Annotated in this window: 1 protein-coding gene and 1 pseudogene; both read right to left on the reverse strand. The window is 34.2% G+C overall.

Going from position 1 to position 728, the window contains the following annotated elements:
• Positions 1 to 87 precede the first annotated feature (87 nt).
• Positions 88 to 498, reverse strand: a complete 411-nt coding sequence (locus DXA74_RS16090; protein WP_004313267.1) for a hypothetical protein — start codon at positions 496 to 498, stop codon at positions 88 to 90.
• Positions 499 to 651: 153 nt separating this feature from the next.
• Positions 652 to 728: pseudogene (locus DXA74_RS16975) on the reverse strand (Crp/Fnr family transcriptional regulator); the annotation flags it as partial.

Raw genomic sequence — 728 nt, forward strand, 5'->3', positions numbered from 1 at the left:
CTTTCTTTGCTCAATTTGCGAATCTCACGGTTCTCTTTGTTCTGTTGTAACATACATTTATGCAACCTAATGTTCCCATGATTCAGTTTAATCTATTTTTTCTAATTCAATTGTAGCTACTTTCTCTTTATCTGGACTAATTTCATTCTGTATAATGGTTATATGTTTTTGGGTATAGCTTTTGATAACCCAAGGGGCTCCCCCCAAATATAAAGCATTACTATTAAATGTGATATATTTCCCTTCTATTGTATAAGTAATATCAATTTCATCGTAACCTTCCCAATTTACTTTCCCTTTCCGAGTATCTACAAATTGCATACCGACCCCCATATTTTGTACTGCCCAAGCTTCACAATGCCCTGTTCCACGCCATGAAGTCTGATAAAGTGCTTCGGGGGTTAATTCATTTGTCTGTTCATTATCATCGTCGCAGCTTATAAAGCTGAATGTACAGAGGAATAGCATAAGTATTCCAAGAATTTCTTTTGTTTTCATATTCTCTTTTAATCTCTTGTTTAACTCATTCAATCTTTATTTTGTCTCTTCGTTGAACCAACCAAAGATAAGACAAAGATAAAAAGAAGAATCCTTTGGCAGATTAAGATACTCTTGGAATATTGTTATGAATGTAAATTTCTAAACCTATGTTTATTTTTTGTTGTCAAAGCTTTGCTTGCGTCTGATTCGGCTCATGTGTACGGGTGTAATTTTGAGGTAGGATGCTA

Source organism: Bacteroides sp. OF04-15BH (genome assembly GCF_003477995.1).
In the GTDB taxonomy this organism is placed as follows: domain Bacteria; phylum Bacteroidota; class Bacteroidia; order Bacteroidales; family Bacteroidaceae; genus Paraprevotella.

What these genes read in the sequence shown, in the direction of transcription:
- DXA74_RS16090 (WP_004313267.1), bottom strand. Translation starts at nt 498, where the DNA reads ATGAAAACAAAAGAAATTCTTGGAATACTTATGCTATTCCTCTGTACA.